A 20,723-nucleotide genomic window follows, 5' to 3' on the forward strand; every position below is an offset into this window, starting at 1 on the left:
GTCGGGTTTTTTGTTATCTGAAGCCTGCTAAGTATAACAAAGTAAAGCTATTGTGATCTTCGCTCGCTCTTTAGTTATACTGTGGCTCTTTTTGAATCATCAGGTGAATGGATTGCGGATGAGTAAGTCAGTGTTATCAATATTACATACAGAATCATCTTGTGGGTGGGGTGGTCAGGAAATTCGTATACTGACAGAAGCTCAAGGCATGATCCGTAGAGGGCATAAAGTTGCACTGGTGTGCTGCCCAACATCTAAAATTGCTAAAGCAGCACCTGATTATGGCATTGATGTTTTTACATTACCTATTGAAAAAAAACGTCTCTCTGCATTAAAAGCACTCCGTCAGTGGCTGAAATTACATCATCAACAATTTGATGTTATTAATACTCACAGCTCTACCGATGCATGGCTAGTAGCTGTTTCTTGTGCCACATTACGCCATTCACCCGTTGTTGTCCGTACGCGACATGTTTCTACTGATGTTTCTCGTTCACTACCTACTCGCTGGCTCTATCTTTCATCTAGTGCTCACATTGTGACAACAGGTGAGAAATTACGTCATACACTGCATCAACATAATCGATTTCCGTTAGAAAAAATGACATCAGTACCTACTGGTATTGATTTGCAACGTTTTTTTCCACAGGATAAACAGCATGCCAGAGCGAAAATAGGTATCCCTAATAAACCAACATTAGGGATAGTGGCGACTATGCGAGTGTGGAAAGGGCATAAATATTTAGTTGAAGCATGGAAATCATTACATCAGCAGTTTCCCGATTGGCAATTAATTTTTGTCGGTGATGGACCTCAGCGTAAAAATTTAGAGCCAATGGTTAAAAATGCGGGATTAGCGCAAAGTATTTTCTTTTTAGGTAATCGTAATGATGTGCCTGATTGTTTAAATGCAATGGATCTCTTTGCATTACCTTCTTTTGGTAATGAAGGTGTACCTCAAGGCATTATGCAAGCAATGGCCTGTGGTTTACCGGTTGTTTCTACAACGGTGGGAGCTATTAGCGAAGCTGTTATTGATGGTAAAACGGGTTTTACATTGGCGCCGCAAGAACAAGAAGCACTAACAAGCCATTTAGCTAAATTAATGGGCTCAGAACAATTACGTGAACAGATGGGAAAAGCCGCGCTTGAACATGCTGTTTCACGATTTGGCTTGGATAATATGCTAGATAAGATGGAAAGGATCTTTATTCAGGCAATTAACGATAAAAATAAATCAGTATGATTAATGTTGATAATAAAGTCGTGAAACGATTATCTCTACTCATCATACTTTAAGTTGTCGTATGGTTGACTACATTTATTCGTACTAGGTACACCTTGAATGACTTAGAGTCTCTATTATAACTTAGTGTATTCATCTTATTGATGAATATTTGTAATACTTTTTAGTGTATAGTCTGAGAAGTAAATGTATCATTTAAGCCAAATAAAAAGCATATGGATCCAAATAATATATTGGTTATAGCGATAGCCCGTTTCGGTGATACATTACTTATCACACCGGTTATCCATGCATTAAAACAGCGTTGGCCTAATGCTCATATTCATGTGCTTGCACATAAACGTAGTGCATGCATTCTTGAGCATAATCCTGATATTGATTGTATTAGACATTTTTCTAAAAAAAGAGCTATTTGGGCAGGCTGGTTACCTCATAAGCCTTATGATTTAGCGCTAGTATATGGCAATGATAGTGAGTTGGTGAACTATGCACGTCGTCAATCTCACCATACTGTGGCTTTTTCTGATAAGTCGCAACAGCAAACTGATGTGACTTGGGTTGAACGTCCCAAATTGCCGCTGGTTGCACAAAAAGAACGTGCCTTATTAATTAATGTGTTAGGGATTTATCCGAGTTGTTGGCAGTTACGTTACTTTATCAGTGATGAAGAAGCGAGTTTTGCACAACAATTTTTAAAAGATAATTCATTAATTAATAAGAATATTATTGGTTTTCAATTACAGAGCTTTCCGGCTAAGGCCTATAGAGATTGGCCGGTGGAAAATTTTCTACAATTAGCAAAGCAGATAATTTCCCATGACGCGAGTACGTATTTCTTGCTATTAGGTAGTAAGGAAAGTGAACAACTCTCCATTGATTTAGCTAAAAAAATGGGTGAAGAGCGCTGTTTAGCCTTAGCTGGTCAAGTTTCAATGCGACAAAATGCGGCAATTATGGCGAATTTATCGCTTTATGTAGGGGTAGATACAGGGCCTACACATTTAGCCGGGGCTTTAGATATCCCAATGGTGGCGTTATACCATAGCTATCACCCAGGATGCTATTTAGCGCCATTACAACATTCTTGTTGTCAGGTTATCCAACACCCAACCTCGTTGGAAAATGCTCGTCGCGAAGACAATATGGCTGAAATATCAGTTGAAGAAGTGTGGAATGCAGTGCGTAATATCATTGATGGAATGAAGGTGAAAAAGTAATTCATGAAGATCGGTATAATTGATGTCACAATCACCATGTCTTATGGCGGGATCCAAACAGCGGTTTGGGAACTGGCTAAGCAATTGCATGATGCTGGTCATGAAGTTCATCTTTATGGTGGCAATGGCGATATTCGACACAATCTGGCAGGACGCCAAATACAGGTTCACACTTACCCTTATACCCCAAGAGATAAAGTGATTGATCTTGGTGGGCGTTTTCGTCGTATTGTTGAGCGTTATACTTTTGCGCGACATGCCAAAAAAGAGGTGATCAGCCAACATTTTGATTGGGTGATTTTAACGAAGCCTTTTGATTTTTTTTGGCCTTCTATGATGCCTAAATCATCATCAACTCGCTTTTGTTATATGAGTGGGGGAACCAGTTTTTTTAAAGGCGATCGCAGGTTAGGTAAAAAGATTTCAGCATGGGTTGCATGTAGCCATTTTAATGCTTGGCAAATCCAACATCATTTTAAGCAGTTTCCAAACGTGATTTATAATGGTGTGGATATTGAAAAGTTTAAACCTATGACCACGTCATTGCGTGAGCAATTAGGGATCAATGAGTCTACTTTTTTACTCTCATTTGCAGGACGGTTAGTGGGTTGGAAGGGCTTGAGTGTCGCAATTGATGCCATCGAGCAGTTAAAAGGTGAAGATGTTAAACTTCTGATTATCGGTGCTGGTGATGATCTTGAACGATTAAAAAAGAAAGCAATTTCTAAAGGCATTGCAGAACAAGTTATTTTTCATCAACCTGTCGAACATAACGTATTACCAGAATTTTATGCAGCAAGTGACGCAGGTATTTTTCCGAGTACAGGAGATGAAGCTTTCGGTATTACGATTGCAGAAGCGATGGCGTGTGCAAAACCTGTTATTGCAAGCCATATCGGGGGTATTCCTGAGGTGGTAGGTAATGAAGGTACCGCTGGAGTTCTCGTCGCACCAGGTAATGCCGATGAAATTGTGATGGCGATTAATCATCTGCGCACATTACCAGATAGAGGTAAAAGCATGGGAGAGCTGGCTCGTCTACGCATTGAATCACGTTATACTTGGCAACACTCTGCGCAACGTTTATTGCAGGCATTGGCGTCATAATTATGAAAATTGCCTATCTTGATCCTTATCCAGTGCCTGACTTACGTGTGGCTTCATTACAAATTTTACAAAATGTGGATGCATTTGCTCGAGCCGGTGCTCAAGTGACATTAGTCACACCTAAAGGGCAATATCGAGATAGTGATATATTAGGTCGTTCAATTCATACTAATGCGAGTTTAGTTTCTTTAAGAGATATTCGCCGTAAATGGTATTTTCCATTTAATTCACAAAAACTTTTCTCATTACAGATCACTCGCTGGGTAAAGCAAAATAACGTTGATGCGTTGTTTACCCGTAATTTAAAACTAGCTTGTTATCTTTGTGAAAATTATCCAGAAACTCCTCTCTTTTTTGAAAGCCATGAAATTTTCGCTCAATCTTTTGCAGAGTCTCATTCATTTGAGAAAAAAAAGAATCGTGCTAAATATCATAAGCTATTAAAAATGGAGAAATTAGTTTACAACCGAGCGACGGGTATTTTTGTTCTTACTTCATTGTTAAGAGATGATATTGTTTCGCAGTATCAAGTTACTACGCCAATAACAGTGGTTCCTGATGGAGTTGATTTACATGCTGTGGCTGATTATCAGGTCAAGCCGTTAATTTCTGAGAAAAACTTTACTGAGGTATTGTATTTAGGGAGTTTGCATAAATGGAAAGGCATTCCAACCATGATGCGAGCAATGAAATATCTTGATAATGCACGACTTAATATTGCGGGTGGTACACCAGAACAGATTGAAGGATTAACTTTATTAGCTCAAGAAATGGATGTAAAAGATAAAGTGAATTTCTTGGGATTTATTGATCCCAAAAAACGCTTTGAAGCAATTGGTCAACACGATATCTGTGTACTTCCGCTTACATTAACTAGCATTGGAAGTCGTTACACTTCACCTCTTAAGTTATTTGAATATATGGCGATGGAAAAACCTGTAGTAATTTCGGATTTTCCTTCAATTCGTGATGTTGTGGATGAGAAAGCGGTGAGTTTTGCCGATAGTGGTGATGCGCAGAGTTTTGCAAAACAGATAATACAGCTAAGAGAAAACCCGCAACGAGCTAAAGAAAAAACAACTCATGCCCGCTCTCTAGTTGAAAACTATTACAACTGGGATAAGCGGGCAGAGATTATATTAAAAACAATAGAGAAGTTAATTAAGTAACCTATTGTTGTTTATCTGATGGTGAGACTGATTGATTATTGAGTAAGGCATGACGCAATGCCAGCATTAATCCCACCAAAATACCCACTTGATTGATATAGGCATTTTCAAATAACCCTCGCAATACATAGACCCCTAAAAAAGACATCAGTAGCACCAAGGAAACTTGGCGAATAATCCCGTGATTTTTTCTTATTAGCTGGATACCTTGGACAATAATCGAAGAGCAAAAATAAAGAATACCAAATAGTCCTAACACACCACCGGCAAACCAGAAAGCTAAAAAGATATTATGAGGGCCAATGGATTTTTTAAATATCCAATTTGGGTGATCTTTAACTTTTTCATTATAGACGTTATGGTAGAGTTGGTTACCATAACCATAACCTTTTATGGGGTGTTCTAAAATAAGGTTTAATGCTGAGCTATTACTTCCATTATCAAAGCGTAGGCCACTACTTGTTTGAGTTAGTTTTTGCTTCAGCTTAGCTTTAATAATAATATTCGGTGATGATTGTATGATGACTATATATAAAATTATAGTTGTAATTATACTTGTTTTTACAAGTAACCAATTCTTTTCAATAATTATTATTGATAATACAATTACTATTAATGTAACCCAAGCTCCTCTTGCTAATGTTCCAAGCATAATAAATATAATTAGGCAATTGAATACTATAAAAAGCAACCACTCATAAATACTTGGTCTCTTTTTATATGTCCAATAAATTAAGCTTACAGGAAAAAAAAATAATAATGCATAGGTTATTTCTCGGTGCAGTCGTTGACTTTGCCATGTAAATGGTTTTACTTGAGGATATTCCAAATAATACTGCACTAACTCCTTTGCCATAATTACCAATAACCCAATCGCAAAAGCCACCATCACCATCTTGGCAATATCAGCAGGTTTCTCTTTGTACAGCACAATCGGAAAGGTAACGGCAAAAAGCAGTAATCCATTGAGTATCGGCTTATTAATCTCTTTTATACTAATGCTGGGCTCGACAGAAATTAGTATGGAATAACCAATCACCAGCAATAAAAATAGCAGTGAGAATGACAGATTATTTTTAAATATTTTACAGATAGCCTTAAAATCACGTACCAAATACCACAGTGCTGTTGCACCAATTAATCCCATCACAATATTTTTATAACGGGTGATATCTGGTAAGTAGATCAATATAATGTAAAGCCCGATAATGGATAAATTCCAAAGGGATTTTTTACTATAGTCTTTAAACAACATCATAATAATCTGCTATCGTCCTTTCTACTTTTAGGGAAACTGATCATACAATAAAAATGATGTTATCGCTGTATCTCTTATCTGATAATAATGGAGCCACCTGTGCCTGAATTGCCAGAAGTCGAAACCAGTCGCCGAGGTATTGAACCTCACATTGTGGGCAATGTATTGCACTATGCCATTGTGCGTAATAGTAAATTACGCTGGCCTGTTTCAGAGAAAATAAAAACGTTACTGGATGAACCTATTTTAAGTGTGAAGCGTCGTGCTAAGTACTTGCTAATAGAACTTAATACTGGGTGGATCATAATCCATTTGGGGATGTCAGGAAGTGTGCGTATTTTATTAGAGGAACAGCCTGAGGAAAAACACGATCATATCGATTTGGTTTTTCGGGATGGTAAAGTATTGCGTTATACCGATCCACGACGCTTTGGTGCTTGGTTATGGTGTGAAGATTTGACAACCAGCGCAGTATTAGCCCATTTAGGACCTGAACCGCTTTCTGATGGATTTAATGCCGAATACCTATATCAACAGTCGAAAAATAAAAAAACAGCTATTAAACCGTGGTTAATGGATAATAAATTAGTTGTTGGTGTCGGCAATATTTATGCTAATGAGGCGCTATTTTCATCGGGCATTATGCCTGATAGAAAAGCTAATAGCTTAACGCAAGAAGAGTGTGAGGTTCTTGTTACGGCGATCAAACGGGTATTAACTCGCTCAATTGAGCAAGGTGGCACAACACTTAAAGATTTTCTGCAGTCTGATGGTAAGCCCGGTTATTTTGCACAAGAACTCTTTGTTTATGGGCGTAAAGACAAACCTTGTTTGATTTGTGGGCAACAGATTGAAAGTATAAAGCAAGGGCAACGTAGCACATTTTTCTGCCGACATTGCCAACATGGTGACAACGAGCGTTAAATTTTGCCGAGTTTTTTTAGCATTGCAGTGGTGACAACTTCAGGTAAAAACGTAGAAACATCACCGTCATGGCGTGCCACATCTTTAATTAAAGATGAAGAGACAAAAGAAAGGTTTTGAGATGGTAGTAAAAATACACTATCAAGATCAGGTGCAAAATGACGGTTCATATTCGCCAGTTGCCATTCATATTCAAAGTCAGAAACGCTACGAACACCACGAATTAAAATCGTTGCTTGTTGCTGTTTAGCAAAATTTGCCATTAGCTCACTAAAACCGACCACTTCAACATTGGGTAAATGATCTGTGACTTCTCTGGCTAAATCAACGCGTTCTTCTAAGGTAAACATTGGGTTTTTACGGGCGCTATCTGCAATAGCTAATAACACGGTATCAAACATACCTGCTGCACGAGTTAATATATCGATATGACCATAAGTGATAGGATCAAAGGTTCCGGGGTAGATAGCTTTATTTTTCATGATTTACCGTCTTCTGGCTGAGTTCCCATAAAGAAGCGTATTTATTAAAGGTATACTGTGCATTAACAAATGCCAATATCAAACCTTGTTTTCCATCTAAAAACCCCATTCTTAACAACCAAGTCTTAAAAAAAGCACCTAATGTATGACCTAAGATAGCGCCATAGCGGGTTCTTTTACCTTGTTGATAACGCTGTTTTGCCCATTCGGTGGCATATTTTAGCTGTTTTTGCTGAAACTCCATTAAATCACGGCAAGTTAGATGTAAAAGATCACCTTGCAATGTTTTGACTGTTGCGCCTTGAGTTTCTAACGATTCATGAACTAAATTATTGTTGTATTGATAATGTTCACGAGCATATAAACGTGTGACTTTATCGGGATACCAACCGCTGTGTTTCATAAACCGCCCCATAAACAAGTTACGGCGAGCACAGTTATAAACCACATTTTCTTCAGGTTGTTGCAGTATCGCGAGGATACTGTTTTTTAGCTCAGGAGTGACACGTTCGTCACTATCGATCATAAAAATATAATCACCCGTGGCATATTGTTGTGCTAATTGACGCTGTTTACCAAATCCTGGCCATTCACTGTTGACAAAGACTTTAGCTCTTTTTTCTGTCGCAATACGACAGGTATCATCTTGACTTCCCGAATCTAACACAATGATTTCATCCGCCCATTGTATGGAGTCTAAGCATTCACCAATGACATCAGCAACATTTTTACTGATCATCACCACAGAAAGGCGCTTACTCTGGCTCATTAGTGACTCCGAGGGGGAAGATAGGGTGAAAGTAAGGTGAGTAAACGTAGTAATGCACCTTGATTTTCATGAAGCACTTCAACAGCATGGCGACCATAATAACGACGATAATCTTCATCATTAAGTAGTGAGGCGATCGCGGTTGCCATTGATTGACTGTCTGTAACCGTAATTAATCCTTCAGCTTGATCGAGCTTGGCACAGATATTTTTAAAATTAAAAGTATGAGGTCCCATAATAACCGGGATAGCATGAGCGGCGGCCTCTAAAGGATTATGACCACCACGCTCGACTAAACTCCCCCCCACAAAAGCCAGATCAGCAATACCATAGAGCAACATCAGTTCGCCCATGGTGTCGCCAATGACGACTTGAGTTTGTGCATCAGGAACAGCATCAGTGCTTCTTAATGTATACTTTAACCCTGCTTCGCGTGTTAATTGCTCAGCTTTAGGAAAACGCTCTGGGTGTCGAGGAACTAAGATCAACAAAAGCTGTGGAAATTGTGTCAGTAGCTTTTTATGTGTCTCTAAAATAATTGTTTCTTCACCTTCATGGGTACTGGTTGCAATCCAAACAGGGCGATGAGCAGCCCATTGGCGACGCAAAGCAACGGCTCTTGCGGCTAATTCTGGGGTGACAGAAATATCAAATTTTAGGCTACCCGTTACATGTAAATGTGAACGTTTGAGTCCTAATTCGATAAAACGCTCACCATCTTCTTGGTTTTGAGCCGCGATTAAGGTGATTTTTTGGAGCATTGTTTTGACAAAATTACCTAATTTTTGATAACCGGCAGCAGAGCGTTCTGATAAACGAGCATTGGCAATAATCAACGGAATTTTTCGTTGATGCAGTTTTGAAATCAGATTAGGCCACAATTCTGTTTCCATAATGATAACCAATTTGGGATCGACCGTTTTAAGAAAACGATTAACTGAGCCTGGTAAATCATAAGGAAGATAGACATGGTAAACATCATCACCAAACGCAGAACGCACACGCTCTGAACCTGTCGGAGTCATGGTAGTGACTGTTATAGGTAAATCAGGATAATGATGGCGAAGGGCACGAACAAGCGGTACTGCGGCGAGAGTTTCACCCACAGAGACGGAATGCAATAATATCCCTTGAGGCACGACTTTGCCTTTGCAAAAGCCATAGCGCTCACTCCACCGTTTTCGGTAGGCGGGTGCTTTACGGCTGCGTAATAAAAGACGCAACCAAATCAGAGGTTGAATAAGGTAAAGAAGTACCTGATATAAACGCAACAACATGCTATCAAATTCACTTATCTGGACGAACGCTTATAGTATCACACTGTGTAGTAGAAAGTGTGTAAAAACAAACGTTGTGGCATTAAACAACGCGGTATAATGCTTTTTTATTAATTTTAACAGGCTTTATTCAAGAAACTTGATAGAATTTTTTTTATAATCAAATCACATTGCTAATTATTCAAGTCCATTTGGAATGTTATGAGTGAAAAAATGAAGTTAATACAAAGGGTTCTTATTATTAAGTTACGACATCATGGTGATACTTTGTTGATTACCCCTGTTATTAATACATTAAAAGCTAACTTTCCAAATGCTGACGTTGATATCTTAATCAATAAAGAAACGATGCCAATGATCGAGCATTTTTCCTCTATTCATCATATCTTTGTACTAGACAAAGCATGGAAAAATGAAGGGAAGCTGGCAAGGTTACGCCATGAATGGAAGTTAATAACCGATTTAAGAAATCAACAATATGATGTTGTTATAAACTTAGCTGATCAATGGAACAGTGCAATAATAACCCGTTTTACGGGGGCTAAAATTCGTGTTGGATATGATATTTATAAACGTCAAAGCCCTATCTGGAAAAAATGTTTTACCCATTTGATCCCGCTAGGCTCTGTAGATGAAAAACATATTGTTGAGCAAAATTTAGCGCTCTTGCAACCATTACAGTTACCTAAAATAGATACTCAAGTATCAATGGCGTACAGTGAACAAGATAAATATATTGTTACCGAAAAATTAAAAGTACATAAAGTATTGAGTAGTTATATTGTTATTCAACCTACATCTCGATGGTTTTTTAAATGTTGGGATGAAAATAAATGGTCGAAATTAATTGATGCTTTAGAACAAGAAGGAAATCAAATTGTTTTAACATCTGGCCCCGATCCAAGAGAGCAAGAGATGGTTGAAACTATAATTAAAGGGTGTACTTCAAATAGTGTGGTTTCATTATCAGGACAACTCTCTTTACCGCAACTTGCTGCGTTAATTGATCATGCTCGTTTATTTATTGGGGTTGATTCCGTTCCCATGCATATGGCCGCAGCACTTAAAACCCCCCTTATTGCACTCTTTGGGCCATCAAAATTATTTCATTGGTCACCATGGGAACATATTGGCGAAGTGTTATGGGCGGGAAATTATGGTGAACTCCCCGATCCTGATGATGTCAATACCAACACACAAACGCGTTATCTCAGTTTAATACCTGTCGAAGATGTACTGAATGCCGTAAGGGGACAACTAAAATGAATTCATTCCGATTGGCTATAGTGCGTCAAAAATACCGACCTGATGGAGGCGCTGAACGATTTGTTTCTCGAGCACTTGAAGCATTAGATAATCAAGCTGTAGAACTTAATGTGATCACGCGTTCATGGATTGGTGCAGTACAACCTCAGTGGCATATTCATATTGTCAACCCAATGAAATGGGGGCGAATTAGCCGTGAAAAAGGCTTTGCTCGAGCAGCAAGACAGTGTTGGCAAAAAGAAAAGTTCGATTTAGTACAAAGCCATGAACGTATCGCAGGATGCGATATTTATCGTGCAGGAGATGGTGTTCATCACCGCTGGTTATTACAACGTTCGCGTGTTTTAAGCCCATTACGTAGTCAATTATTGCTTAATAGTTGTTATCACCGCTATGTAATGAAGGCTGAAAAAGAGATGTATCATTCACCAGAACTAAAACGCGTTATATGTAATTCAGAGATGGTAAAACGTGAAGTGATGGAAGACTTTGGAATTGAAAGTGAGCGCATTAGTGTAATTTATAATGCGATTGATAATCAGCGATTTTTTCCAGCAACAACACTTTATCGTGAGCAATTACGCCAGCAATACCATATTCCTGTTGAAGCAAAATGTTTTATTTATGTGGGTTCTGGGTTTGAACGTAAAGGCTTAAAAGCGGCTATAGAAGCAATCAGTTGTACAAGTGCACATTTGATTGTGGTTGGACAAGATAAAGAGCAGAAAAAATATCAGCAACTTGCTCATCAATTAAAAAGTCATGATCGAGTTCATTTTTTAGGTGTGCAAAAAGACACCTTACCTTTATATCAAATGGCAGATGGTTTATTGTTACCCACTTTATATGATCCTTTTCCTAATGTTGTTTTAGAAGCAATGGCATGTGGTTTACCAGTGATCACTAGTTATACTTGCGGTGGCTCTGAATTTATTGAGCAAGGTGTTAACGGTTTTGTCACTGATGCACTAGATATTTCGGCAATGGTCAGTGCAATAGAGACAATTTCTGCCGATAATCTTGATAATAGAATGTCTAAAGCCGCCCGAAATAAGATATTGCCTTATACGCCAGAGCATTTATCTCAACAACTGATTGGGCTTTACCAAAAGGTTCTTAGTTTATGAAGGAACATATCCTTTTTATTATTGATGGATTACCAGGTGGTGGTGCTGAAAATGTCACTATCAGGTTATGTCATGGTTTAAGCCAACGTGGTTATACCGTTACGTTACTCTCTTTAGCTGAAAAATGTGATTATTCTATTCCCGCTAATATTGAATTATTGATTGATGCAGATAGTTACCGTGGGTTGTTTCATCGACAAACTGAACTGAAACGTCGGGCAAAATCAATGGATAATACGCTAAAATCGTTATTTGCACGTAAAGGTATTCCATCACTTGTTGTTTCGAATTTGCATAAGACAGATAGGATTGTTGCTTTATCTAAAGAGCTGGCAGATAAAAATACGTGGTATTGCATTCATGGTATATTTTCCCAATCTTATTTAGGTAATAAAACCGGTTTTTCTCGTTGGTTAAAACAAAAGAAGATCCAAAAAGTATATCAAGGGAAAAATATTATTACGGTTTCCAATGCGGCTGGGCAGGATTTGATCCAAAACGTGGGGATATCACCACAACAATTAAAAACAATTTATAATCCGTTTGATATTCAAGAAATTAGAAATTTAGCTTTAGAAAGTAATTCTTATCAAGGGCAAGATTATTTACTACATATTGGTCGTTTTCATGAAGTTAAACGACATGACAGATTATTAGAAGCATTTGCGTTAGCGGATTTACCTTGTAAATTATTTATTGCAGGACAAGGCTCTTCTGAAGTTACAACTAAAATTAAAAATAAAATAGCAGAGCTTAATTTAGAAGATAAGGTGAGTTTAATTGGTTTTTTATCAAACCCATTTGCTGTTATTAATGATGCAAAAGCGGTTGTTTTAAGCTCTGACAGCGAAGGTTTAGGCAATGTATTGGTTGAATCTTTGATTTGTAATACACCGATTGTGAGTACCAATTGTCCTGGTGGTATTGGTGAAATTATGGAAGGTGAGCTTGCTAATTATAAAGCAGAGCTAAATGCAGCATCGTTAGCCGAAAAGATGCGGTTGGTTTATTTTACGCCACCTGAAATTACACCAGAGATGTACCAAAAATTTGATATCGATGAAGTGATTGATCAGTATATATCACTTATTAAGTAATAAAGTTATTTATTTCTAAAGAAGGCGTAAGGTATTTCAATGACTAAACCAGCATTTATTATCACATTAGATACCGAAGGTGATAATCTTTGGGAAAATAAGGGTGAGATCACCACTCAAAATACGCACTTTCTTCCCCGTTTTCAGCAACTTTGCGAGCGTTTTCATTTTAAACCTGTCTGGCTAACAAACTATGAAATGGTAATGGATGATGCCTATATTGAGTTTGCTCGTGATGTTATTGCGCGTAATACCGGTGAAATTGGTATGCACTTACATGCTTGGAATAGCCCACCATTAACGCCTTTAACAGATGATGATTTACGTTATCAGCCTTATTTAATTGAATACCCCAAAGATCAAATGCGAGAAAAAATCGCATTAATGACTGAATTACTTGAAGAGAAACTGCAAACCAAAATGTTAAGCCACCGTGCGGGTCGTTGGGCATTTAATGAGATTTATGCACAACTTTTAGTTGAATTTGGTTATCAAGTTGATTGCTCTGTGACGCCTAAAGTAGATTGGCGTTTTACAAAAGGCGATCCGGCACAAGCAGGTGGAACAAATTATACCCATTTTCCAAGCCATGCTTATTTTATGGACTTACAGGATATCACTAAAGCTGGAAATTCATCATTGCTAGAAGTGCCAATGAGTATTCAATATAAGCACTCGCCTTTAATGAATAAATTTAAGCAAGGCTACGATAAGTTAAGAGGTAAGCAACGAGCCCCTTCAGTAAATTGGCTTCGCCCTAAAGGCGGAAATGCTCAACAGATGATTGAGGTTGCTGAAAAATCCTTAGCTCAAGGCCACTCTCATATTGAATTTATGTTGCACTCATCTGAATTTATGCCAGGTGGTAGTCCAACATTTCGTACTGAAAAAGATATTGAAGGGTTATATCATGATTTAGAAACGTTATTTAGTTTCTTGTCAGATAAAGTGCAGGGAATGACGTTAGCTGAGTATTATAAAATAAAAAATAAGGCATCATTATAATGTTTTTTAAGATGGGTTGGCAACAAGGTTCAGAATTGGAATACCGAGAAGCATATACTAAATTTGGAGGTAGTGTAATCACTTCCCCTGACTTGCTTAATTTTATTCATCAGCGCTTTAATTTGGATGAGAAATTTTATATAAGAAAAGATAGAAATAATCAAATTATAGGTGCTTTTTGTACTTGGCATGATAAGTATTTAGCGGGAGAACAGAAAATAGCACATAATTTAGGACTTTATCGTTATATGCTAAATTTCGATGAAATTATATTACCATTGTCGACAGAGGAAAAAGTATTTTTACCTGCAAAAAGTAAATTTTTATCCGAAAAACATAAAGAGCAAGTAATAAATGCATTTGAGAAAATTAATGCTCATCGCGAGATATGTTTAGTGAAATCATTTTCTAAAAAAACAATTAGTACTCGAAATAGAGAATTAAATAAATTTATTAAAAAAGGTGGGAGTGTTGTTAATGTATCTAAATATTCAGTAGAAGAATTTACGGATATTTATGATGAACTTTATTTCAAAAGACGAAATGAACATTCGAATAAAAAAGAGATACAGGAAATATTAAATACATTCCCTGATTTAGTCTTTGGTAATATATTATGGCTAGAGAATAATCCAGTTGCTATGCAATATGTTATAAGGAAAGAATCACCAAACTGGGTTTGTTTTGATTATATTAATAGCGGAATGGATATGAGTTATCCTGATTTATCTCTAGGAACAATAGCTGCCTGGGTAAATGTCCGTGATGCAATTGAATATACAAATAAAAGAAATTTAGAATTAAGATATTGTTTTGGTAGGCCAACATTTGATTACAAAGAAAGATGGTGTAACCGTTCCTCTCTACAAAGAGTAATATCAATATAGTTAGATTGGCTTTTTCATGCATAATACCTTGAAATTAAATTATATTTTTTAATCTTTACAATCTACTTTTGGGTAAAATGAAGAAAATAGGTACATTTTCTTCTGATATTCAATTTAATAGTATTCTTATTTTCTCTACGACAATGCTCGGGGAACTTTATGTGTAATACTTCTGTGGTCCGAGCTCACTATTTTGATGCACATATCATATTGGTTTCTAGCTAAAAATAAGTTATTAGTTGAAAATGATAATCAAATAGACAGCGTAGTAATGGCTGGTTGTCAGTACATTTTACGTAATACTTATGATGTAATCTCACATTTGGTTTAAAGAATGGATTGTTGCCAGCCTCTAGCCATGTTATTCAAAGTAAACTTGATGAAGTATTATATACATTAACTAAAAAAGATAAGGGACTTAACCCTTATCTTAATTAACTGAATTTAATTTTTAAATATTTTTTCTTTATACTTAGTCTTATTTTTTTATCAAGAATAAAACTAAGCATATTGAGTTCATTAATCCTGTTTTTTAATTTTTCGATAGTTTCTTTTTTTAGTTCCTTTTTATATTTATATAAATGAATTATACAGTGCGATATATTTAAATGGAGGTGTTTTTGGGGGAGTGTGTCTAGCATGGAGATCATAGCTTCAGCCATCAACTCTATTTTTTCTTTACTTAAATTATTTGATAGACTACTTGGATGTTTTATATAGTTATATAAAATACTATCAGAGTATAGAAATCTATTGGATAGATTTAGATATTTTGGGAAGAAAAAAGCATCTTCATAGCAAAAAACATCTGGAAACTCTATTTTTAACATCAGCTCTCTTAAGAAAAATTTACTACAAAGATGAGCTTGAAATTTTTTATGAACTAAAAATTCAGATATAATCTCATCTTTGCTTTCTATTTTATATTTTATATTTTCTTGTTTTTCTATTATTTGTTTAACATTAAATACTTCTTGTATTTTTGTTATAAGGAGATCTGGTTTTTCTTTACTTAGAATAGAAAAAATATCTAGCATATCAAAATCAGAAAGAAAATCATCACCATCTACAAAAGTAATATATTCACCTTTACATAAGGGAATAGTGTATTTTCTTGCTTTGCCAACATTATTAAAACAAACTTTTTTATAGTAAAAAGAAGGATGTGTATTTACATATTCTCTTAATATTTCTTCTGTTCTATCGGTTGAGTTATCATCAATAAGAAGCACTTCATAGTCATTTTGATTACAATTTCTAAGAGCATAATTAATTGAACTAACACATTTTTCTATTAGTGTTTCTAGATTTTTTATATTAACGATAATAGATAAAATCATAATAAATCCTAAAATAATCTTGATGGTAAGATGTAATGCATAGAATCAGAAATATATTTTTAGGTGTAATCATAACGTCAATAGAGTCAATTAAGATTACTTTTCTGTTTACTGAAGCTAAGATTAGTTAAAGTATTGAAAAACATCATGCGCACTTATCTCCCCAATATCCCCACCTTCCGCTTTTACAGAGGTTTGGGCTTTACCATAACCGCCAATTAAGCCGGGATCGGTAGGGCCAAATAGGGTGATATTGGGTTTATCTAATGCGGCCGTTAAATGGCTTAATCCTGTATCCACAGAAACGACACTTTTAGCACCAGCGATAACCTGAGCAACTTGGGCTAATGACATCTTCGGTAATACATCAACGTAGTCAAAATCTTTTGCTAAGCGAATGGCTCGTTGATGTTCATGCTCTGCACCCCAAGGTAATTTAATGCGTACTCCAGAATCTGCAAGTAGGGCGATTAACTCTCTCCAATGAGATTCAGGCCAATGTTTCTCATCACGCGTAGTTGCGTGTAAAAAGACTAAATAAGGGCGCTCATCAAAGGCGGGAAGTGAGAGAAAATGTTGTGCAATTCCATAATCCCCCTGAGACGGTGGGATCGGATAATTTAAGCTTAGTGCAAATAGTTGGCGAATTCGCTCAACGGCGTGCATCTCTTTACTGACATTGTGGCGAATATCGTAAAAGAAACTTGCTAAAGGCTCTCGAGCGCATTGGCGAGAATAACCATGTTTAGTGCCTTTGGCGTATCGAGTCACTAAGAATGCACTTTTCAGTAACCCTTGCGCATCAATAACGGCATCATAATGATGAGATTGAATAGCGCGACGAAATTGCGCGCGCTCAGCACGAATAGGGGCACTAAACCAGTTTTTTCGCCAACGGCGTATTGCCACAGGAATAACCGTATCAACGGCTTGATGCCAGCTAGGGATCTGTGCAAAGCCTTCTTCGACTACCCAATCAAAACGAATATCAGGATAAACATTTATTGCATCAGTTAATGCTGGCAACGTGTGTAAGACATCACCCATGGAGGAGGTTTTAACGATTAATACCCGCTTCACGCTGATGGCTCCGTAGACAGTAAATTTGCTAACTCAGCAAAAACCTTCTCTGGCTGAATATCGATTAAGCTTTGGTGATAGCCTTGTTCAGCATCCCCTTTACGCACTTTGTGATAACCAGTAATTAAACGGATTACACGCGCTTTATGTGATAAAGGTGGCGTAAAGTCAGGGCTACTTGGGCCATAAAGTGCCACTAACGGGCGCTCTAACGCAGCTGCAACATGCATTAAACCGGAGTCATTACTGACGACCGCTTTACAAGATGCAATCAAATTAACTGCCTGCTCAAGACTGGTTTCGCCAGCAAGATTAAAACACGCTTCTCGAGCATCTGGTGTTAAAGCTTGTTTTATCTCTTCACCGGCTTCTTTATCTTTTTGAGAGCCAAACAAGAAGATTTGATAGCCTTGCTCTGTGATAAGTTTTTGCGCTAAAGCAGCATAATGATAATGAGGCCAACGTTTTGCAGGGCCAAATTCAGCACCTGGGCAAAAACCAATAGCAGGACGTTGAGTAGATAACGAAAATTGATGCAATGTGGTAGAGATATCACTCTCGGTTACGGATAACTTCGGCCATAATAAAGGTTGAGGTAAATCAGTCGCTTTTTGCACCTTTTGCTTGTCATAAGCTAGCGCAACATAGCGCTCAACCATCAAAGGAAATGCTTCTTTATTTAAAGGTCGCAAATCATTTAATAGCCCATAACGCATTTCTCCACGCCATCCTGTGCGTTTAGAAATATCTGCAAAGAAAGGGACTAATGCAGACTTAAACGAGTTAGGTAATACATAAGCGTGAGTATAACCTTGCCCTTTTAATTGTTTTCCTAAGCGACGGCGTTCACCAATGGCTAAAGCACCGTGCCCTAATGGCATTGGGATCGCATTATCAACTTCTGGCATTTTTTCCAGTAATGGACGGCACCATGCAGGTGCCATTACATCAATTGTTGCCGCCGGATGTAATGCTTTCAATGTACGATAAAGACTTTGGGACATCATCATATCCCCGACCCATGACGGCCCTACCACAAAGATTTTCATAAACAGTGATTACTTACCTTGATTTAACCATTGCATATAAAGCTCTACGCCTTCAGCAACTGTTTTAAAAGGTGCGGAATAACCTGCTTTACGTAAATTTGTTAGATCAGCTTGAGTAAAGGCTTGGTAACGACCTTTCAATTTCTCAGGGAACTCAATATGTTCAATAGAGAGATCTTTATCTTTATGATGAGCAATAACGGCATCGGCAACAGCTTGGAATGATTCCGCACGGCCTGTACCGCAGTTAAAAATACCGGATACATTATTACGCCAGAACCATAAATTAACCGCAGCTACATCTCCAACATAAATAAAATCACGTTGGAAGGTTTCGCTACCTTCAAATAATTTTGGATTTTGACCCGCATTCACTTGGTTATTTAAATGGAATGCAACACTTGCCATGCCACCTTTATGTCCTTCTCGAGGGCCATAAACATTAAAATAACGGAAGCCACAAATCATCGAATCTGCTTCAGGTAAAATCTGGCGTACATATTCATCAAATAAGAATTTTGAATAGCCGTAGACATTTAAAGGTGCTTCGTATTTTCTACCTTCGATAAAATTATCAGTGCGACCACCATAAGTGGCTGCAGAAGAGGCATATAAGAAAGGAATTTGGCGTTCAAGACAAAAATGAAGTAGCTCTTTAGAATATTGATAGTTGTTATCCATCATATATTTGCCATCCCACTCAGTGGTAGAAGAGCAAGCACCTTCATGGAAAACAGCATCGATATCACCAAAATCATCACCAGCAACAACGCTCGCAATAAAATCTTCCTTATCCATATAATCAGTGATGTTTAGATCAACTAAATTAACGAATTTGGTGCCATCTTTGAGGTTATCAACAACCAAAATATCGGTATAACCTTCATCATTTAATGCTTTAACAATATTGCTGCCGATAAAACCTGCACCGCCCGTGACGATAATCATGTGGCTACCCCTTCATATAAAAATCTTAAAATTAGCTCTAGGTCTATAATAACACTGAACAGCGTTAACGGTAGTATTCATCACGGAACAACAGACTGAAATTCTCAAAAAATGCAGTGTGTATTAGTGATCTTAATTACATAAATAACATTATTTATTTACATTTGTCGTTTTTAATAGAACAAAGGAATAGAATAAGAAACAATATTGACTATATTATAGTCAAACTATTTATGTTTTCGCTTTTCAGCTTGCTGTCTTAGGAGAAAGTATGTCTACTCCCGCGTTTTATCAACAAATTAATCAACAACTCGAACAAACTCGTCAAGATGGCCTCTTTAAAAATGAGCGCATCATCACTTCTTCACAAAGCGCAGATATCGCAGTTGCTGACGGAAGCCATGTTATTAACTTCTGTGCTAATAACTATTTAGGTCTTGCTAATCATCCAAAATTAATTGAAGCCGCAAAAGCAGGTATGGATAGCCACGGATTTGGTATGGCATCTGTCCGTTTTATTTGTGGTACTCAAGATTCACATAAAACATTAGAAAATAAAATTGCTGAATTTTTGGGAATGGAAGACGCCATTTTGTATTCATCTTGCTTTGATGCCAATGGTGGATTATTTGAAACATTAATGGGCCCAGAAGATGCCATTATTTCTGATGCTTTAAACCACGCATCTATTATTGATGGTGTGCGTTTATGTAAAGCAAAACGTTATCGCTACGCCAATAACGATATGGCAGAACTACGTGTTCAACTTGAAAAAGCCAAAGCAGATAATGCCCGTCATATCATGATCGCCACTGATGGTGTGTTTTCAATGGATGGTGTTATTGCTGATCTAAAATCTATTTGTGATTTAGCTGATGAATTTGGTGCTCTCGTCATGGTTGATGATTCTCATGCCGTGGGTTTCGTAGGGGCACAAGGTCGGGGCACCCATGAATATTGCGATGTAATGGGCAGAGTTGACATTATCACGGGTACTTTAGGTAAGGCGTTAGGCGGTGCTTCAGGGGGGTATACCGCAGCACGTAAAGAAGTTGTTGAGTGGTTACGTCAACGTTCTCGCCCTTATTTATTCTCCAATTCATTAGCCCCTGCAATTGTTTCAGCCTCTATTGCTGTTTTAGATATGCTGAAATCAGGAGATGAAATACGTGCTCGTTTATGGCGCAACGCCTCTCTTTTCCGTGAAAAAATGAGTGCCGCTGGTTTTACATTGGCGGGTGCTGATCATGCCATTATTCCAGTGATGTTAAGTGAAGCTAAATTAGCGCAAGAGTTTGCAACACGCTTACTTGATGAAGGAATTTATGTCACAGGATTCTTCTATCCTGTTGTGCCTCAAGGGCAAGCGCGTATTCGTACACAAATGTCGGCTGCACATACTCCAGAGCAAATTGAACGGGCAGTGGCAGCATTTATTAAAATTGGTAAACAACTTAATGTGATTGCATAAGGCT

The 20,723-nt window shown here is 37.4% G+C and carries 19 protein-coding genes; 11 read left to right on the forward strand and 8 right to left on the reverse strand.

Features of this window, described 5'->3' with window-relative positions:
• Nucleotides 1–118 precede the first annotated feature (118 nt).
• From LW139_RS00100 to LW139_RS00115, 4 genes are all read left to right on the forward strand, one after another.
• Nucleotides 119–1,246 carry a glycosyltransferase family 4 protein gene (locus tag LW139_RS00100; protein WP_247850465.1) on the forward strand — a complete coding sequence of 376 codons (1,128 nt, stop codon included), beginning with the start codon at nucleotides 119–121 and terminating at the stop codon, nucleotides 1,244–1,246.
• Nucleotides 1,247–1,461: 215 nt separating this feature from the next.
• A complete protein-coding gene (locus tag LW139_RS00105; protein WP_247850466.1) occupies nucleotides 1,462–2,463 on the forward strand; it encodes a glycosyltransferase family 9 protein in 1,002 nt (333 codons plus the stop codon).
• A 3-nt stretch (nucleotides 2,464–2,466) separates the two neighbouring features.
• Nucleotides 2,467–3,570: a glycosyltransferase family 4 protein gene (locus LW139_RS00110; RefSeq protein WP_247850467.1), complete on the forward strand. Its 1,104-nt coding sequence runs from the start codon at nucleotides 2,467–2,469 to the stop codon at nucleotides 3,568–3,570.
• Nucleotides 3,570–4,739: a glycosyltransferase family 4 protein gene (locus tag LW139_RS00115; protein ID WP_247851238.1), complete on the forward strand. Its 1,170-nt coding sequence runs from the start codon at nucleotides 3,570–3,572 to the stop codon at nucleotides 4,737–4,739. Before LW139_RS00110 ends, LW139_RS00115 begins: the two co-directional genes overlap by 1 nt.
• 1 nt (nucleotide 4,740) lies before the next feature.
• Here LW139_RS00115 and rfaL read toward each other — a convergent pair whose 3' ends face one another.
• Nucleotides 4,741–5,997: an O-antigen ligase RfaL gene (gene rfaL / locus LW139_RS00120; RefSeq protein WP_247850468.1), complete on the reverse strand. Its 1,257-nt coding sequence runs from the start codon at nucleotides 5,995–5,997 to the stop codon at nucleotides 4,741–4,743.
• Between the two features lie 99 nt (nucleotides 5,998–6,096).
• On the opposite strand from rfaL, the gene mutM reads away from it, so the two are divergent.
• Nucleotides 6,097–6,921: a bifunctional DNA-formamidopyrimidine glycosylase/DNA-(apurinic or apyrimidinic site) lyase gene (gene mutM, locus LW139_RS00125; RefSeq protein WP_247850469.1), complete on the forward strand. Its 825-nt coding sequence runs from the start codon at nucleotides 6,097–6,099 to the stop codon at nucleotides 6,919–6,921.
• On the opposite strand, the gene coaD is transcribed toward mutM, so the two are convergent.
• Genes coaD through waaA form a run of 3 tightly spaced genes read right to left on the reverse strand, consistent with a single transcriptional unit; the run spans nucleotide 6,918 to nucleotide 9,449 of the window.
• Nucleotides 6,918–7,403 carry a pantetheine-phosphate adenylyltransferase gene (gene coaD / locus LW139_RS00130; protein ID WP_210813267.1) on the reverse strand — a complete coding sequence of 162 codons (486 nt, stop codon included), beginning with the start codon at nucleotides 7,401–7,403 and terminating at the stop codon, nucleotides 6,918–6,920. The genes mutM and coaD overlap by 4 nt on opposite strands.
• Nucleotides 7,393–8,172: a glycosyltransferase family 2 protein gene (locus LW139_RS00135; protein WP_247850470.1), complete on the reverse strand. Its 780-nt coding sequence runs from the start codon at nucleotides 8,170–8,172 to the stop codon at nucleotides 7,393–7,395. The genes coaD and LW139_RS00135 overlap by 11 nt, the downstream gene beginning before the upstream one ends.
• A complete protein-coding gene (waaA, locus tag LW139_RS00140) occupies nucleotides 8,172–9,449 on the reverse strand; it encodes a lipid IV(A) 3-deoxy-D-manno-octulosonic acid transferase (RefSeq protein ID WP_247850471.1) in 1,278 nt (425 codons plus the stop codon). Before waaA ends, LW139_RS00135 begins: the two co-directional genes overlap by 1 nt.
• 201 nt (nucleotides 9,450–9,650) lie before the next feature.
• Here waaA and rfaQ point away from each other — a divergent pair, with 201 nt between their 5' ends.
• From rfaQ to LW139_RS00165, 5 genes are read left to right on the forward strand one after another with little or no spacing between them, the layout of a single operon-like run.
• A complete protein-coding gene (gene rfaQ, locus LW139_RS00145; protein WP_210813264.1) occupies nucleotides 9,651–10,715 on the forward strand; it encodes a putative lipopolysaccharide heptosyltransferase III in 1,065 nt (354 codons plus the stop codon).
• Nucleotides 10,712–11,842 (forward strand): glycosyltransferase family 4 protein, encoded by a 1,131-nt coding sequence (locus LW139_RS00150; RefSeq protein ID WP_210813263.1) that lies wholly within the window; start codon nucleotides 10,712–10,714, stop codon nucleotides 11,840–11,842. The genes rfaQ and LW139_RS00150 overlap by 4 nt, the downstream gene beginning before the upstream one ends.
• Entirely contained in the window at nucleotides 11,839–12,939 is a 1,101-nt protein-coding gene (locus tag LW139_RS00155; protein WP_166539303.1) for a glycosyltransferase, read from the forward strand. The genes LW139_RS00150 and LW139_RS00155 overlap by 4 nt, the downstream gene beginning before the upstream one ends.
• 39 nt (nucleotides 12,940–12,978) lie before the next feature.
• Nucleotides 12,979–13,944, forward strand: a complete 966-nt coding sequence (locus LW139_RS00160) for a polysaccharide deacetylase family protein (RefSeq protein WP_247850472.1) — start codon at nucleotides 12,979–12,981, stop codon at nucleotides 13,942–13,944.
• 11 nt (nucleotides 13,945–13,955) lie between these two features.
• Nucleotides 13,956–14,831, forward strand: coding sequence for an antimicrobial resistance protein Mig-14 (locus LW139_RS00165; protein WP_247850473.1), 876 nt, complete (start codon nucleotides 13,956–13,958; stop codon nucleotides 14,829–14,831).
• Between the two features lie 434 nt (nucleotides 14,832–15,265).
• On the opposite strand, the gene LW139_RS00170 is transcribed toward LW139_RS00165, so the two are convergent.
• The 4 genes from LW139_RS00170 to rfaD form a co-directional block, all read right to left on the reverse strand.
• Entirely contained in the window at nucleotides 15,266–16,171 is a 906-nt protein-coding gene (locus LW139_RS00170) for a glycosyltransferase family 2 protein (protein WP_247850474.1), read from the reverse strand.
• A 123-nt stretch (nucleotides 16,172–16,294) separates the two neighbouring features.
• The gene (gene rfaC / locus LW139_RS00175; RefSeq protein WP_247850475.1) at nucleotides 16,295–17,251 is read right to left on the reverse strand and encodes a lipopolysaccharide heptosyltransferase RfaC; all 957 of its coding nucleotides are present in this window, start codon (nucleotides 17,249–17,251) and stop codon (nucleotides 16,295–16,297) included.
• Nucleotides 17,248–18,300: an ADP-heptose--LPS heptosyltransferase RfaF gene (rfaF, locus tag LW139_RS00180; RefSeq protein WP_247850476.1), complete on the reverse strand. Its 1,053-nt coding sequence runs from the start codon at nucleotides 18,298–18,300 to the stop codon at nucleotides 17,248–17,250. The genes rfaC and rfaF overlap by 4 nt, the downstream gene beginning before the upstream one ends.
• Nucleotides 18,301–18,309: 9 nt before the next feature.
• Nucleotides 18,310–19,248: an ADP-glyceromanno-heptose 6-epimerase gene (rfaD, locus tag LW139_RS00185; protein WP_247850477.1), complete on the reverse strand. Its 939-nt coding sequence runs from the start codon at nucleotides 19,246–19,248 to the stop codon at nucleotides 18,310–18,312.
• 271 nt (nucleotides 19,249–19,519) lie between these two features.
• On the opposite strand from rfaD, the gene kbl reads away from it, so the two are divergent.
• Nucleotides 19,520–20,719 (forward strand): glycine C-acetyltransferase, encoded by a 1,200-nt coding sequence (kbl, locus tag LW139_RS00190; RefSeq protein ID WP_247850478.1) that lies wholly within the window; start codon nucleotides 19,520–19,522, stop codon nucleotides 20,717–20,719.
• The last annotated feature ends 4 nt before the right edge of the window (nucleotides 20,720–20,723 follow it).

The organism is Proteus vulgaris (genome assembly GCF_023100685.1).
Lineage (GTDB): Bacteria > Pseudomonadota > Gammaproteobacteria > Enterobacterales > Enterobacteriaceae > Proteus.

What these genes read in the sequence shown, in the direction of transcription:
- rfaQ (WP_210813264.1), top strand. Translation starts at nt 9,651, where the DNA reads ATGAGTGAAAAAATGAAGTTAATACAAAGGGTTCTTATTATTAAGTTA.
- rfaD (WP_247850477.1), bottom strand. Translation starts at nt 19,248, where the DNA reads ATGATTATCGTCACGGGCGGTGCAGGTTTTATCGGCAGCAATATTGTT.
- LW139_RS00170 (WP_247850474.1), bottom strand. Translation starts at nt 16,171, where the DNA reads ATGATTTTATCTATTATCGTTAATATAAAAAATCTAGAAACACTAATA.
- LW139_RS00150 (WP_210813263.1), top strand. Translation starts at nt 10,712, where the DNA reads ATGAATTCATTCCGATTGGCTATAGTGCGTCAAAAATACCGACCTGAT.
- rfaF (WP_247850476.1), bottom strand. Translation starts at nt 18,300, where the DNA reads ATGAAAATCTTTGTGGTAGGGCCGTCATGGGTCGGGGATATGATGATG.
- kbl (WP_247850478.1), top strand. Translation starts at nt 19,520, where the DNA reads ATGTCTACTCCCGCGTTTTATCAACAAATTAATCAACAACTCGAACAA.
- LW139_RS00165 (WP_247850473.1), top strand. Translation starts at nt 13,956, where the DNA reads ATGGGTTGGCAACAAGGTTCAGAATTGGAATACCGAGAAGCATATACT.
- waaA (WP_247850471.1), bottom strand. Translation starts at nt 9,449, where the DNA reads ATGTTGTTGCGTTTATATCAGGTACTTCTTTACCTTATTCAACCTCTG.
- LW139_RS00110 (WP_247850467.1), top strand. Translation starts at nt 2,467, where the DNA reads ATGAAGATCGGTATAATTGATGTCACAATCACCATGTCTTATGGCGGG.
- LW139_RS00105 (WP_247850466.1), top strand. Translation starts at nt 1,462, where the DNA reads ATGGATCCAAATAATATATTGGTTATAGCGATAGCCCGTTTCGGTGAT.
- LW139_RS00160 (WP_247850472.1), top strand. Translation starts at nt 12,979, where the DNA reads ATGACTAAACCAGCATTTATTATCACATTAGATACCGAAGGTGATAAT.
- coaD (WP_210813267.1), bottom strand. Translation starts at nt 7,403, where the DNA reads ATGAAAAATAAAGCTATCTACCCCGGAACCTTTGATCCTATCACTTAT.
- LW139_RS00100 (WP_247850465.1), top strand. Translation starts at nt 119, where the DNA reads ATGAGTAAGTCAGTGTTATCAATATTACATACAGAATCATCTTGTGGG.
- LW139_RS00155 (WP_166539303.1), top strand. Translation starts at nt 11,839, where the DNA reads ATGAAGGAACATATCCTTTTTATTATTGATGGATTACCAGGTGGTGGT.
- rfaL (WP_247850468.1), bottom strand. Translation starts at nt 5,997, where the DNA reads ATGATGTTGTTTAAAGACTATAGTAAAAAATCCCTTTGGAATTTATCC.
- LW139_RS00135 (WP_247850470.1), bottom strand. Translation starts at nt 8,172, where the DNA reads ATGAGCCAGAGTAAGCGCCTTTCTGTGGTGATGATCAGTAAAAATGTT.